Raw genomic sequence first — 12,455 nt, forward strand, 5'->3', positions numbered from 1 at the left:
CAGATATCCAGTGAATTTTGGACACGCGGAATAAAAGGAACTCGTACATGAGCTTTGACTATGATCTGTTCGTCATCGGAGGCGGCTCGGGCGGAGTTCGCGCGGCACGGGTCGCGGCGGGTGAAAACGGCGCCAAGGTGGCTCTGGCGGAAGAGGATCGTTACGGCGGAACCTGCGTGATCCGTGGCTGTGTACCCAAGAAGCTGATGGTTTTCGCTAGCGAGTTCGCGGATACGGTCGGGGACGCGCAGGCTTATGGCTGGGACATGCAGCCGGGTGCGTTCAACTGGAACACTTTCAAAGTTAAGCTGCACGCAGAGCTCGATCGGTTGGAAGGTATCTACCGCAATATCCTGAAGAACAATGGTGTCGAGAGTTTTGACCAGCGCGCCCATGTCGTTGATCCGCATACGGTGGAACTGGCTGATGGTACCCGCAAGACAGCCAAGCATATTCTTGTCGCAACGGGCGGTCGTCCGGTTGTACCCGAGTTCCCCGGATCTGATCTTGCGATCACCTCGAATGAGATTTTCCACCTGGAGGAACTGCCCGAATCCATGCTGATCGTTGGCGGTGGATATATCGCCTGTGAATTTGCCGGGATCATGAATGGGATGGGGGTCAAAACGACTCAGTTCTATCGCGGGGCGCAGATTCTGCGGGGCTTTGATGATGAGGCGCGCGGGCTGATCAGTGAAGAGATGTGCCAGAACGGGATCGACCTGCATCTGGGTACCAACGTGCTTGAGATGAAAAAGCAAGGCGACAAAATCTGGGTGAAGGCCACAAATGGCTCCGAGCAGCTATTCGACGTTGTGATGTATGCCACGGGTCGCGCGCCGAATGCGGATGATCTGGGGCTTGAGGCTTTGGGCGTCGCGCGCGGTCGCAAGGGTGAGATCATCGTGGATGAGTACAGCCAGACCGGCGTGCCCTCGATCTTTGCCATTGGCGATGTAACGGATCGGGTGAACCTGACCCCTGTGGCGATCCGCGAAGGCATGGCCTTTGTCGAGACCGTCTTTAAAGGCAATCCAACGCCCGTTGATCACGAACTGATCCCGACCGCGATCTTTACCCAGCCGGAAATGGGTACTGTGGGCCTCAGCGAGGAAGCGGCTGCGGAACAGGAACCGATTGAGGTTTATGCGACCTCATTCAAGCCCATGCAGAAGGCGTTTGCCGGAGGCACACAGCGCGTGCTGATGAAGCTGATCGTGTCGCAAGAGACGCGGAAAATCCTCGGCTGTCACATCGTTGCGCCGGGCGCGGGTGAGATGATCCAACTTGCCGGAATTGCCGTAAAGATGGGTGCCACCAAAGAAGATTTCGACCGTACGGTTGCAGTTCATCCGGTGATGGCCGAAGAACTGGTGACAATGCGGCAACCTGTGCGCACGGCTTGATTTGCAAGCGCGCGCACACACGTTACAAGGGAACCCGTGATCACACGGTCCAACACAAGGGAAAAGATACATATGGCGGGCAACAGCGGCGGCCCCTGGGGGGGCGGAGGCTCATCCGGAGGCGGAGGAAATCGGGGTAACAACGGGGATGGGCGCAAGCCCCCCGAAGGTGACGGCCCGCAGATCCCCGAGATCGATGAGCTGATGAAAAAGGGCCAGGAACAGCTGCGCGTCCTGATGGGCGGTCGTGGCGGCGGTGGCCGTGGTACAAATGGTTCGGGCGGCGGCGGTGGCCCCGCGTTTACTAAGGGAACCGTTGCGATTGGTCTGCTTGTTGCGGCTGGTCTTTGGGGTTTGGCGAGCTTCTATACCGTCAAACCGGAAGAACAATCCGTCGAACTGTTTCTGGGCGAATTCTCGGCTGTGGGAAATCCGGGCCTGAATTTTGCCCCGTGGCCGTTTGTAACCGCCGAGGTCATTCCGGTGACCCGCGAACAGAACGAAGACATGGGCGGTGCTCGTGGCAGCGACGATGGTCTGATGTTGACCGGTGACGAGAATGTGGTTGATATCGATTATCAGGTTGTCTGGAACATCAACGACCCGGCGAAATTCCTGTTCAACCTGCGTGATCCGCGCCAGACGATCCGCGCCGTGTCTGAATCGGCGATGCGTGAGATTATTGCGCAGAGCGAACTTGCGCCGATCCTGAACCGGGATCGCGGTATCATTGCTGATCGCCTGCAGGAACTGATCCAAGAGACAATGGACAGCTACGATTCGGGTGTGAACATCGTTCGTGTGAACTTTGACAAGGCTGACCCACCGCAGGACGTGATTGCCGCGTTCCGCGACGTTCAGGCCGCCGCGCAGGAGCGTGACAGGTTGCAGAACGTCGCTGACGCCTATGCCAACCGCGTTCTCGCTGAGGCGCGTGGTGAAGCCGCGCAGGTACTGGAAGAGGCTGAAGCTTATCGTGCCCAGCAGATCAACGGTGCACAGGGTGAAGCCAGCCGCTTTAGCGCGGTTTTGGAGGAATATTCCAAAGCACCTGATGTGACCCGCAAACGTCTGTATCTGGAACGCATGGAGCAGGTGCTGGGTGACGTGGACAAGATCATTCTGGATGAAAACTCGACAGGATCGGGGCAGGGCGTTGTGCCTTATCTGCCGCTCAACGAGTTGCGCCGTAACCCTGCAGGGGAGAGCAACTGATGCGTAAGACAACGTTTATTCTGCCGATCATCTTTCTTGCGATAGTCGGTGTTCTGTCCTCGATCTTCATCGTGGACGAGCGTGAACGCGCTCTGGTTCTGCAATTTGGTCGCGTTGTTGCGGTTAAGGAAGATCCGGGGCTGGCATTCAAAATCCCGCTGATTCAGGAAGTGGTGCGGTATGACGACCGTATCCTGTCGATTGACGTTCAGCCGCTGGAAGTGACGCCTCTGGACGATCGTCGTCTGGTGGTCGATGCCTTCGCACGCTACCGGATTTCTGATCTGGAACAGTTCCGTCAGGCCGTTGGTGTCGGCGGTATCCCGGTTGCCGAGGATCGTCTGGACCGCATCCTGCGCGCCGAAACCCGCGAAGTACTGGGTTCGGTTTCGTCCCGTGACATCCTCAGCTCGGATCGTGCCGCACTGATGCTGCGTATCCGCAACAGCGCGATTGCACAGGCACGTGCGCTGGGCGTGAACGTAATCGACGTGCGTCTGAAGGCGACCGATCTGCCGCAGGCCAACCTTGAGGCGACGTTTGACCGGATGAAGGCAGAACGTGAACGTGAAGCGACCGACGAACGCGCCCGCGGTAACGAAGCCGCGCAGCGTGTGCGCGCGCAGGCCGACCGGACCGTGGTTGAACTGGTTTCCGACGCCAACCGTGAGGCCGAGATCATTCGCGGTGAGGCAGATGCCGAACGCAACGCGATCTTCGCCGAAGCCTATGGTGCCGATCCGGAGTTCTTTGAATTCTACCGTTCGCTGACCGCCTATGAGAATGCCCTGCAAGGCAGCAACAGCTCGTTGATCCTGAGCCCGGACTCGGAGTTCTTCAACTACCTTGCTTCTCCGACCGGGCGTCGGGCACCGGCAGCTGCGGCCGCTGAGTGATGGGCATGATCCTTCTGGCCTTCGGGCTGGTACTGATTGTCGAGGGGCTGGCCTATGCGCTGGCCCCTTCGCTTATTGAACGCATGCTTGAGGCGCTGCGCGCGTTGCCGGAACAGGCGCGGCGGCTGGTCGGGCTGCTTTGTGTGGTCAGTGGGCTGGTGCTGCTGTGGGGCGCATATCAGGTCGGTTTTTGATGCGATGGTTTCACGCACCGGTGATTTCCCCGCGATCCCGAGTTGCGGGCCGGGACAAACTGACTACATTGGTTGCAAAGAAGGGCATCCGGGTGATGCCAATAGAGAACTAGTCAACAAGGAGACCCCAAGTGCAGGCTAAGGCGCGCAGTGTGTCCGTCCGACGGGACGATTTTGTTATGAAGATGCGGCTGATGTGGCTGACGTTAGTGGGGGTGCTGCTGGTTTTGGCTCAATCTGTGTCCGCGCAGGCGCGGGGTGACAGCCTGGCACCGCTGGCTGAACAGATTAGCCCTGCGGTGGTCAATATCACCACGTCGACGCTGATCGAAGGCCAGACTGGCCCGCAAGGGATCGTGCCAGAGGGCTCACCATTCGAAGACTTTTTCCGAGAGTTTCAGGATCGCAATGGTGGGGACAATGAAAATCGTCCACGTCGCAGCAATGCGCTGGGCTCGGGCTTCGTGATCTCGGAAGACGGCTATATCGTCACCAACAATCACGTGATTGCCGAAGCCGATGAGATATTGGTCGAGTTTTTTCCCGGTGATGGCCAGCCCGCGAAAGATTTGGTTGCCAAGGTAATCGGCCGGGACGAAAAGACCGACATCGCGCTGCTGAAAGTCGAGGCGGAAGGGCCGCTGAAATACGTGCAGTTCGGTGACAGCGACATTGCCCGCGTGGGCGATTGGGTGATCGCGATGGGGAACCCGCTGGGGCAGGGCTTTTCGGTGTCAGCAGGGATTATCTCGGCCCGGAATCGGGCGCTGAGCGGGTCATATGATGACTACATCCAGACCGATGCTGCGATCAACCGGGGCAACTCGGGTGGGCCGCTGTTCAACATGAATGGCGAGGTGATCGGCGTAAATACTGCGATCCTGTCGCCCAATGGCGGCTCGATCGGGATTGGTTTCTCGATGGCTTCGAACGTGGTGATCAAGGTCGTTGATCAACTGCGTGAGTTCGGGGAGACCCGCCGCGGTTGGCTGGGCGTGCGCATTCAGGACGTGACCGAGGATATGGCCGAGGCGATGGGGCTGGACAAACCCGGAGGTGCGTTGATCAGCGATGTACCGGACGGCCCGGCAAAAGAAGCGGGCCTGCTGGCCGGAGACGTGATCATCAGCTTTGATGGCGTCGAGGTCGAGGATACACGCGGCCTTGTGCGGCAGGTGGGAGAGACCACCGTTGGCAAATCTGTGCGTGTGGTCGTGCACCGTGATGGAGGCACCCAGACCGTGCTGGTGACGCTGGGCCGCCGCGAAGACGCCGAACGTGCCGAGAACGGTGAAGAGCCGGAAGCCGAAACGCCGACGGAGGAAGACAAGGATATTCTTGGCCTGACCATCGCTCCGCTGGGGGATAGCCAGCGCGAGGAATTGGGTCTGGATGCCGATGCCGAAGGATTGTTGGTGACCAATGTTGATGAATCCTCGGAAGCCTTTGAAAAGGGTCTGCGCGCCGGTGATCTTATCACTGAGGCAGGGCAGCAGAAGGTGACTTCGACCACTGATCTGGAGACGCGGATGGATGAGGCGCGTGAAGCAGGACGCAAATCTCTGTTGCTGCTGGTGCGGCGGGGCGGGGAACCCCGGTTCGTAGCGCTGAGCCTAGAATAATAAACTCAGCGAACAGATCCGAAATTAGAAGGTCGGGATATTTTCCCGGCCTTTTTCATACTTCGTTAAGAAAAAAGCCATATGCCGGGGAAGGCATATGGCTCTGTACAGGGAGAGGTCGGTGGACAGATATCGGGGATGATAAAACCGACCTCCTACGGTAACGGGATTGACCTTAGGGCAATCTTAAAGCTGCGTATGTGAAGCGGATCACATCTGTGCCGAAAATTTAGATTAAATCGGATTCGGCCAGTTGCCGCAGCGCGTCAAAGTCGTGGATCTGCAGCCCGCCGCGCGAAGCTTCGACGACATTGTCGCGTTTCCATGTCGAAATGGTCTTTGACACTGCCTCACGCGTCGCACCGACAAATTCGGCCAATTCGCTTTGCGAAAGCGTGATACGTGCCGTTGGGCTGTCCTGTTGTCCTGCCAGGTGCAAAAGCTTGCGCGCCAGTCGGATCGGCATCGGCAGGAATACCTGCTCGTTCAATTGAGCGCCCATATAACGCATGCGAAGACCGGCCAAGCGGATCAGATCCACCGCAAGGTCAGGATGTTCCCGGATCTGCGCCATCATGTCTTTCTGGCGAACGCGCAGGACTTTGGAGGGCTCAGCTGCTGTTACGGTTGCGGTGCGGGGACCGCTATCGAACAACGCGATTTCCCCGAACACCTCACCTGGGCGCATCATGCTGAGAGAAAGCTTGCGCCCGCTCGACGCAAGAAATGACACTTCGAGCGCACCGGAAAGAATGGCATAGAGCGCATCGCCTTCATCGTCCTGCTCGAACAGGACATCGCCCCGATCCAATGTGACTTCGGTGGCCTGGGCTGCCAGCATGGTGCGCAGCTCTTCAGAGGCTTCGGACAGGAATCCACTGTTGGGAAATGCCATCATTCGGGCGCTGATCTCCGGGGTTGAGTGGTGCGGGTGGTGACCCAACTTTTCACAGCTTCAAGCTTAAGCCAAGAAATTTTGTTAGCTTGTTACGCTTGGGCAAGAACAGTTATTGCTTGTCGGGATCATCCATATAGCTTTGCAGCAGGTTGAACTGCATCATCAGAAACGCCATCAAGGCAATGGGAAAGCCGAAGGTTTCGATCTTGACCCATAGGTCCGTTGACATCGTGCGCCAGACCAATTCATTGGCTGCGGCCAGTACTGCGAAACAGGCACACAGACGCCGGGTGAGGATCATCCAGCCCTCGTGCTGCATGGGTAGCATCTCGTCCAGAACATATGCCAGGTAGGATTTCCCCTGCAAAAGCCCGATCCCGAGGATGGCGGAAAAGAAGCCATAGACCAGCGTTGTTTTCATCTTGAAAAACCGCTCGTCATTGAACCACGCGGTGAGGCCGCCGAAGAAAATCACCATGAATGCGGTGAAAATCTGCATCCGGCTGAGTTTGCCCGTCAGGTACCAGAGGATGCCCATGGCAGCCAGCATCAGCGGCACGAACAGGATGGTGGCGACGATGAACCCAGAATACTCGGTGCCGCCGATCACGAAATTGTCATCACGCAGGCGCAGGTAAATGAAGAAGAAGGCCAGTGGGGGGCCAAGTTCCAGTACCTGTTTGAGGAATGGGTTGATGTCTTTTTTCTCTGCCATGATTCCAACCTGCTGCTTACCCGCCCATTTCAACTATTACTGCGCCGAGTGCAATCAATGCCATCAACGCAATGCGTCTGGGGCCGACAGTTTCTTTCAGCACCAGCCAGCCGATGAGTGCTGCGAAAACGGTGGAGGTTTCGCGCAGGACCGCCGCCTCTCCGACCTTGTCCAGTCGCGTGGCCAGCATGATGGCACCGAAGGACATCGGCGCGATGATGCCGCCCGCGAACCCGCGAAGCATCAGAGGTCCAAGCGCGGGGCGGTGGATCATTGCGCGGTATCTGAGCGCAGCATAGATCGGCATCGCGGCCCCGTCGATCATGAAGAACCACGCAAGGAAGGTGAACGGGTCGGCCGTAGCGCGGATACCGTAGGCATCATAGGTCGTATAGAGCGCCACGAAGAGGCCCGTGACGACCGCCAGCACCAGCGCGATTTGCAGCGTATCTCGATTGGTCTCAAGGTAGCGCAGGTTATATGCGGCAAGGCCGAAGATACCCGCAAGAAGCGTCGCGACTCCAAGCCATTGGATGGCCGAGAAGGTTTCACCGAACAATAGATAGGCTCCGATCACGGTGAAGAGCGGGCCAGTACCGCGCACGACCGGATAGACTACGGTATAGGAGCCTTTGGTGTAGGCCATCGCCTGCAGCACCTTATAGCCGATATGGATCAGCCAAACGACGCCAAAGATTGGCCACATGTAAGGTTCGGGCCATGGCACGATAAAGAAGGCGAATGGCATCGCCATAAGGCAGTAGCAGGCATCGATCGCCCCGCGCGACATCCACGGGTCGTGGCGGCCTTTTTGCAGTGCACCGAAAACCGCATGCAGGAAGGCCGCCATCAGCGCGAGCGCGAGGGCGAGTTGGTGGCCTGCTTCGGTGCCTTCGAGGGAGATCAGCCAGTCGCTCAAATCGGGGCTTTCGCTTGGGCGGAGAGAGTGGGGGGCTGTCTGCCCCCCACGCCCCCCGAAGGTATTTTCGGCCAGATGAAGGGGCGGATCAGGATTGTAAGCCCGTCAGGGCGGCGGCGAATTCTTCGGGATCAAACGGGGCGAGGTCGTCGATTTGCTCACCGACACCAATGGCGTGGATCGGAAGGCCGAACTTGTCGGCGAGGGCGACCAGCACGCCGCCTTTGGCTGTGCCGTCCAGTTTGGTCATCACGAGGCCCGAGACATCGGCCAGTTTGCGGAAGGTTTCGACCTGACTGAGGGCGTTTTGCCCGGTGGTGGCGTCCAGCACCAGCAGAGTGTTGTGCGGTGCGGTGTCGTCAACCTTGCGGATGACGCGGACGATTTTGGACAGCTCTTCCATCAGGTCGGCGCGGTTTTGCAGGCGGCCTGCTGTGTCGATCATCAGCAGGTCGGCACCTTCGTTCTGCGCTTTGGTCAGCGCATCAAAGGCCAGCGAAGCAGGGTCGGAGCCTTCGGGGGCGGTGAGCACTGGAACGCCTGCGCGGTCACCCCAGACCTGCAGCTGCTCGACGGCGGCGGCGCGGAATGTGTCTCCGGCGGCGATGACGACTTTCTTGCCGGCGGCTTTGAACTGGCTGGCAAGCTTACCGATTGTCGTAGTTTTGCCCGAACCGTTGACGCCAACAACCAGCACCACTTGCGGGCGTTTGGGGTAGATCGGCATTGGTTTGGCCACGGGTTCCATCACGCGGGCAACCTCCTGCGCCAGCAGCTGTTTGATTTCCTGGGTCGAGAGTTTGCGACCAAAGCGGCCCTCGGCCATGTTGGACGTAATGCGCAAGGCGGTGTCGACGCCCATATCCGAGGCGATCAGAAGCTCTTCGAGTTGCTCCAGCATGTCGTCATCCAGCGTGCGGCGGACAACGGTCTTGGATTCATTTCGGCCGAACAGGCGACCCATCAAACCCTTGGATTCTGGAACCTCTAGGGGTGGAGGCGCCGGTGTGGGATCAGCCGGGATCGGAGCGGGAGGCTCGACCGGTTGGGGCGCGGGCGTGGGTTCCGGCACTTCGGGAACCGGTTGCGGTTCGGGCTCAGGTTCGGGGATCACCGGATCAGGATTTGGGGTTTCCTCGCCGCCATCCTCGACAATTGCATCCAGCCCCTCTTCGAGGCGCGATGAGGATTTGAACAGCTTGTCCTTGAGCTTTGAGAAAAACGCCATTTTTGATCTCCGCAGGTGTTCCCCTCACCTAATGTGGATTGAAGGCAGTTGCAAAGGGTCAGGTGAAGGCGATCAGAAACCCGGCTTGGGCAGCCCAGTAAAGCGGCCAGACCAGATAGGGCGTAAGCTTCAGGGTCGGGTGATTGGCAGGTAGCAGGAACTTTTCAGTCGCAAGCGCCAGATCCGAGGCGATGAAGGCCATCGCGGCGGGAAGGGCCCAGCGTAGTGCTCCAGTTTCGGGAAGGGCAAGAACGGTGATGCCCATGCCCAGGATGATTGGAATATAGGCGAGGACGGGGATTTTGAGGTCTCCGGCGCGGGGGGTGAGCAGCGTGGCCATAACGATGCCCAGGATGATCAGGGACCAGAAGATCGCGGGGTGGTCGAAGATCTGTTCAGGGCTGCTGCTGGGGCTCGTCATAAACAAGGCGATATAGGCCAAATGCCCCGCAGCAAATGCACCGATGCCTGCCATGAATGTGCTGTCGGTTTCGCGTGACAGAAGGGCATCACCTATCGCGCAGAAGGTGAGGGCGAGGATCAGGAGCCATGGCGCGCTTGCCAGTATGGCGACGCCTGCCAGCAGCACGACCGATGCTGTTTTCAGCATGCTACGCAGGGTGCCAGCCGGGCGCGCGGTAAGTAGCAGGTAGGCCAGCGCGCAGGCCGCCGCAATCCAGAAAAGAAGTGTCGTCATGGTGCGTCCCCGATGTTTTTGAGTCAATCATCGCCATGATCTCGGCGGTGCATCAAGGCGTGACGTGGAGTTATCTTGCCGATCGTCGCAATGTGGAAAGGTTGAATGGCACTTGTGGGCTGCTTCTGACACAGTGTGGTCATGATCCGAATTTGCTTGATTCTGCTGACCCTTGCCTCACAGCCCGTTGCGGCGCAGTCGCCTCTGACGGGGTCTGAATTCGATGCGTATACGCGTGGAAAAACCTTGTATTACGGGTTCGATGGGCAGGCCTACGGAGTCGAACGGTATCTGCCAGACCGCCGAGTCATCTGGTCATTTCTGGATGGCAATTGCATGAACGGAGTTTGGTACGAGCAGGAAGATCAGATCTGTTTCATCTATGAGGATCAACTGGCGCCGCAATGCTGGGTTTTCTGGCAATCCGGGGGCGGTTTGATCGCACAATTCGAGGGCGATCCGACAGCGACCGAGTTGTACGAGGCCGAGGATATTGGCGAAGAGATGTTGTGCTACGGACCGGATGTCGGGGTCTGAAATGGTCGCAGGTCTTCATAGTCCAGCATGACGTGATGTTGAAACGCGGGCCTTTCGGTTAGCCGTTCATAGTATCGACGCAAATGCGGTAACGGTGCGCGGACGATGTCGATATCGTAGTAGCGGTAAAGGACGTGGCCGAACTGTATATCCGCCAGTGTAAAATGCTCACCCGCAAGGAACGTGTTTTGGTCCAGCTCCTTGTCTGCGATTGCCAGTTTGATTTCCAAATCGCTGACGGCCCGATGGATCGCTGTTTGGTCCTGCTGTTCAATGGGTGTTCGCACAATTTGCCAGAACACCGGAACGGTAAACGCCATCGCCACGTTGAGTTTCGCCCATTCGGCCCATTTGTCGATCGTGGCGCGCCGGGCAGGATCTGAAGGCCAGAATGCCTGTTCGCCATATTGGGTGGCCAGATATCGCAGGATGGCGCCGGTTTCCCAAAGCGGTGGGTTGTCGCCATCTTGCAGGACGGGGATGGTTTTGTTTGGGTTCAGTGCCCGAAACGCTGCAGTGTCCAGCCCGCCGAAGCGATGGCCAAGATCGTGACGCTGGTATTCTAGGCCAAGCTCACCCACGCACCACATTAGGGCCTGAACGTTCGAGGATGTTTTACGGCCCCAGATCGTCAACATCGGTCAGAACAACGATCCCTGATCAGGAGGTGCCTGTTTGGATTTCTTGGGTGGCGCCTTGCCCGCAGCCCCGGTGCTGAGGCGACCGTCAGCGAATTCGATCTCAAGAACAGCGTGACCGGAGGCTTGAGCTTTGGTTGTGATGACCTCTCCTTCGGCGCGCACGACGGCGTAGCCACGCCCGAGCGTCGCCTTGTAGCTCAGCGTTTCACGTAGGCGGTCGGTGGCGTCCATCTGCTGGCGCAGGCGGTCCAATCGCGTGGATTGCCCGGTGTTCAGGCGTTCGGATAGGCGATTCAGAGCGTCGCGCTGTGTTTCCAGCTCGCGCTGGATCGGGCGCAGTGACAGGCGTGAGGACAGGTTGCGCCAGCGATCGCGGCGGGTTTCGACAAAGCTGCGCAGGGTCGAGGGGCGCAGGCGGGCCGCACTGTCCAGCAGTTTGACGCGGCGGTTCTGAACACCCCGGATCAGCGCGTTGGGCAGGCGTTCCGAGATTTGGTCGAGCCTTTGGCGCGGGCTTTCCAGCAGTGTATCGGGGCGGGGCAGGGCTCGGGACAGGTCGCGCAGACGCTGGCTGCGGCGTTGCACGGCATCCGTGGAGGCGCGCGACAGGCGGGCCCCTTGTTCGTTGGTCCAAGCCAGCAGTTCCATGCGGACCGGTACGGCAAGTTCGGCAGCGGCGGTTGGCGTAGGCGCGCGGCGGTCCGAGACATAGTCGATCAGGGTGGTGTCCGTCTCGTGCCCGACGGCCGAGATCAGCGGGATTTCTGAGGCTGCAGTCGCGCGCGCGACGCTTTCTTCGTTGAAGCCCCAGAGGTCTTCTATGGACCCACCGCCGCGCGCGATGATAATCAGGTCGGGTCGCGGGAGGGCCCCGCCCGGTGTGAGTTGATTGAAGCCTTCGATGGCGCGGGTCACTTCGGGGGCACAGTTTGCCCCCTGAACCGCGACGGGCCAGATCAGTACTTTGCGCGGGAACCGATCACGCAGCCGATGCAAGATGTCTCGGATCACCGCACCGGAGGGCGAAGTGACAACGCCGATGATCTGCGGCAAGTAGGGCAGGGGTTTCTTGCGTTCAGCCGCAAACAAGCCTTCGGATTCGAGCTGCTTTTTGCGCTTTTCCAGCAATGCCATCAGCGCGCCTTGCCCGGCGACGGCGACTTCATCGACATTCAGGTTGTATTTCGACTGGGCTCCAAAAGCTGTCAGGCGCCCGGTGACGACAACCTCGAGGCCTTCTTCGGGAACAACTGAAAGACCAGAAATCTGCCCTTTCCAAGTTGTGCAGGCCAGCACGTTCCGGTCGTCCTTTATGTCGTAATACAGATGACCCGAACGGGCCTTGAACACGCGGCCCACTTCTCCACGCACACGGATTCGGCCAAAGGTGCCCTCGAGCGTGCGCTTCACCTCGCCTGAGATGTCCGAGACAGTGTATTCGGGGGTGTTCTGACCCGGAATCGGGTCATCTAGCAGGTCGGACATTT

Annotated in this window: 13 protein-coding genes; 6 read left to right on the forward strand and 7 right to left on the reverse strand. The window is 58.8% G+C overall.

Going from position 1 to position 12,455, the window contains the following annotated elements; translation table 11 throughout:
* The first annotated feature begins 47 nt into the window (after nucleotides 1–47).
* The 5 genes from gor (at nucleotide 48) to ACR0AW_RS00365 (ending at nucleotide 5,333) form a co-directional block, all read left to right on the forward strand.
* Nucleotides 48–1,406: a glutathione-disulfide reductase gene (gene gor, locus ACR0AW_RS00345; protein WP_170393558.1), complete on the forward strand. Its 1,359-nt coding sequence runs from the start codon at nucleotides 48–50 to the stop codon at nucleotides 1,404–1,406.
* Nucleotides 1,407–1,478: 72 nt separating this feature from the next.
* A complete protein-coding gene (gene hflK, locus ACR0AW_RS00350; RefSeq protein ID WP_170393723.1) occupies nucleotides 1,479–2,621 on the forward strand; it encodes an FtsH protease activity modulator HflK in 1,143 nt (380 codons plus the stop codon).
* The gene (hflC, locus tag ACR0AW_RS00355) at nucleotides 2,621–3,517 is read left to right on the forward strand and encodes a protease modulator HflC (RefSeq protein ID WP_170393556.1); all 897 of its coding nucleotides are present in this window, start codon (nucleotides 2,621–2,623) and stop codon (nucleotides 3,515–3,517) included. Before hflK ends, hflC begins: the two co-directional genes overlap by 1 nt.
* On the forward strand, nucleotides 3,517–3,711 hold the full coding sequence (locus ACR0AW_RS00360; protein ID WP_170393554.1) for a DUF2065 domain-containing protein: 195 nt from the start codon (nucleotides 3,517–3,519) through the stop codon (nucleotides 3,709–3,711). The genes hflC and ACR0AW_RS00360 overlap by 1 nt, the downstream gene beginning before the upstream one ends.
* A 179-nt stretch (nucleotides 3,712–3,890) precedes the next feature.
* Complete coding sequence (locus tag ACR0AW_RS00365; RefSeq protein WP_480438850.1) at nucleotides 3,891–5,333, forward strand: Do family serine endopeptidase; 1,443 nt, start codon at nucleotides 3,891–3,893, stop codon at nucleotides 5,331–5,333.
* Between the two features lie 229 nt (nucleotides 5,334–5,562).
* On the opposite strand, the gene ACR0AW_RS00370 is transcribed toward ACR0AW_RS00365, so the two are convergent.
* From ACR0AW_RS00370 to ACR0AW_RS00390, 5 genes are all read right to left on the reverse strand, one after another.
* Entirely contained in the window at nucleotides 5,563–6,231 is a 669-nt protein-coding gene (locus ACR0AW_RS00370; RefSeq protein ID WP_170393550.1) for a Crp/Fnr family transcriptional regulator, read from the reverse strand.
* Nucleotides 6,232–6,340: 109 nt separating this feature from the next.
* A complete protein-coding gene (locus ACR0AW_RS00375) occupies nucleotides 6,341–6,946 on the reverse strand; it encodes an inner membrane-spanning protein YciB (protein WP_170393548.1) in 606 nt (201 codons plus the stop codon).
* Between the two features lie 16 nt (nucleotides 6,947–6,962).
* Nucleotides 6,963–7,865, reverse strand: coding sequence for a DMT family transporter (locus tag ACR0AW_RS00380; RefSeq protein WP_170393546.1), 903 nt, complete (start codon nucleotides 7,863–7,865; stop codon nucleotides 6,963–6,965).
* Nucleotides 7,866–7,953: 88 nt separating this feature from the next.
* Entirely contained in the window at nucleotides 7,954–9,093 is a 1,140-nt protein-coding gene (ftsY, locus tag ACR0AW_RS00385) for a signal recognition particle-docking protein FtsY (protein WP_170731865.1), read from the reverse strand.
* Nucleotides 9,094–9,151: 58 nt separating this feature from the next.
* Nucleotides 9,152–9,790, reverse strand: coding sequence for a lysoplasmalogenase (locus tag ACR0AW_RS00390; RefSeq protein ID WP_170731866.1), 639 nt, complete (start codon nucleotides 9,788–9,790; stop codon nucleotides 9,152–9,154).
* 141 nt (nucleotides 9,791–9,931) lie between these two features.
* Between ACR0AW_RS00390 and ACR0AW_RS00395 the strand changes: the two genes are divergently transcribed.
* A complete protein-coding gene (locus ACR0AW_RS00395; RefSeq protein WP_170393540.1) occupies nucleotides 9,932–10,327 on the forward strand; it encodes a hypothetical protein in 396 nt (131 codons plus the stop codon).
* On the opposite strand, the gene ACR0AW_RS00400 is transcribed toward ACR0AW_RS00395, so the two are convergent.
* Both ACR0AW_RS00400 and xseA read right to left on the reverse strand, forming a co-directional pair.
* Nucleotides 10,303–10,965: a glutathione S-transferase family protein gene (locus ACR0AW_RS00400; RefSeq protein ID WP_170731868.1), complete on the reverse strand. Its 663-nt coding sequence runs from the start codon at nucleotides 10,963–10,965 to the stop codon at nucleotides 10,303–10,305. The genes ACR0AW_RS00395 and ACR0AW_RS00400 overlap by 25 nt on opposite strands.
* A gap of 3 nt (nucleotides 10,966–10,968) precedes the next feature.
* The gene (gene xseA / locus ACR0AW_RS00405) at nucleotides 10,969–12,453 is read right to left on the reverse strand and encodes an exodeoxyribonuclease VII large subunit (protein WP_170731869.1); all 1,485 of its coding nucleotides are present in this window, start codon (nucleotides 12,451–12,453) and stop codon (nucleotides 10,969–10,971) included.
* Between the last annotated feature and the right edge of the window lie 2 nt (nucleotides 12,454–12,455).

The organism is Ruegeria sp. C5 (assembly GCF_056537605.1).

Bases quoted from the DNA above. Each gene is read 5' to 3' on its own strand.
- gor (WP_170393558.1), top strand. From the start codon at position 48: ATGAGCTTTGACTATGATCTGTTCGTCATCGGAGGCGGCTCGGGCGGA.
- hflK (WP_170393723.1), top strand. From the start codon at position 1,479: ATGGCGGGCAACAGCGGCGGCCCCTGGGGGGGCGGAGGCTCATCCGGA.
- hflC (WP_170393556.1), top strand. From the start codon at position 2,621: ATGCGTAAGACAACGTTTATTCTGCCGATCATCTTTCTTGCGATAGTC.
- ACR0AW_RS00360 (WP_170393554.1), top strand. From the start codon at position 3,517: ATGGGCATGATCCTTCTGGCCTTCGGGCTGGTACTGATTGTCGAGGGG.
- ACR0AW_RS00365 (WP_480438850.1), top strand. From the start codon at position 3,891: ATGAAGATGCGGCTGATGTGGCTGACGTTAGTGGGGGTGCTGCTGGTT.
- ACR0AW_RS00370 (WP_170393550.1), bottom strand. From the start codon at position 6,231: ATGATGGCATTTCCCAACAGTGGATTCCTGTCCGAAGCCTCTGAAGAG.
- ACR0AW_RS00375 (WP_170393548.1), bottom strand. From the start codon at position 6,946: ATGGCAGAGAAAAAAGACATCAACCCATTCCTCAAACAGGTACTGGAA.
- ftsY (WP_170731865.1), bottom strand. From the start codon at position 9,093: ATGGCGTTTTTCTCAAAGCTCAAGGACAAGCTGTTCAAATCCTCATCG.
- ACR0AW_RS00390 (WP_170731866.1), bottom strand. From the start codon at position 9,790: ATGACGACACTTCTTTTCTGGATTGCGGCGGCCTGCGCGCTGGCCTAC.
- ACR0AW_RS00395 (WP_170393540.1), top strand. From the start codon at position 9,932: ATGATCCGAATTTGCTTGATTCTGCTGACCCTTGCCTCACAGCCCGTT.
- ACR0AW_RS00400 (WP_170731868.1), bottom strand. From the start codon at position 10,965: ATGTTGACGATCTGGGGCCGTAAAACATCCTCGAACGTTCAGGCCCTA.
- xseA (WP_170731869.1), bottom strand. From the start codon at position 12,453: ATGTCCGACCTGCTAGATGACCCGATTCCGGGTCAGAACACCCCCGAA.